Below are 534 nucleotides of genomic sequence, written 5' to 3' on the forward strand. Positions count from 1 at the left end.
AATATCGCCATCAGTATCAGCAATGTGGGCGATGGTTTCTCGCAGTGTTTGGATGCTGGTGGTTTCACCGATTATTCGGGGGCCAAGCGTTTGGCTTGCTTTGAGTGATTGACGAAGTTTCTCATTTTCGTTCGTCAGTTGGCGTCTTTCAATGGCGCGTTTTACGGTTTCAACCAAGTGTTCTGGCGCAAAAGGTTTCTCTATAAAATCGTAGGCCCCTTGGTGTAACGCATTTACGGCCATAGAGATGTCACCATGGCCTGTAATCATGATAACTGGCAGGTTTGGATCGCGTTGAACTAACGTGGTTAACAGGTCCATGCCTGAAATACCGGGTAAGCAGATGTCGGTCACAATCACACCAGCTTCGTTGCTTTGTTTCATGGCTAACAAGGCGGATTCCGCATCGGAAAAAAAAGTCGCTTCGATATCGGCTAGCTCAAACGTTTGTTCTATTGCTAATCGAAGGTCGGCTTCATCATCAATAAAAAACACCTGACACATTATCTTATCCTTCTGATTGTTCGGTGCGTT

At 45.9% G+C, this 534-nt stretch carries 1 protein-coding gene; it reads right to left on the reverse strand.

Annotated elements, in window-relative coordinates:
- A partial coding sequence (locus R7040_RS29600) for a sigma-54-dependent Fis family transcriptional regulator (RefSeq protein WP_318098068.1) occupies positions 1-504 on the reverse strand: 504 nt, incomplete at its 3' end.
- Positions 505-534: the final 30 nt, after the last annotated feature.

The organism is Vibrio sp. 1069 (genome assembly GCF_033340555.1).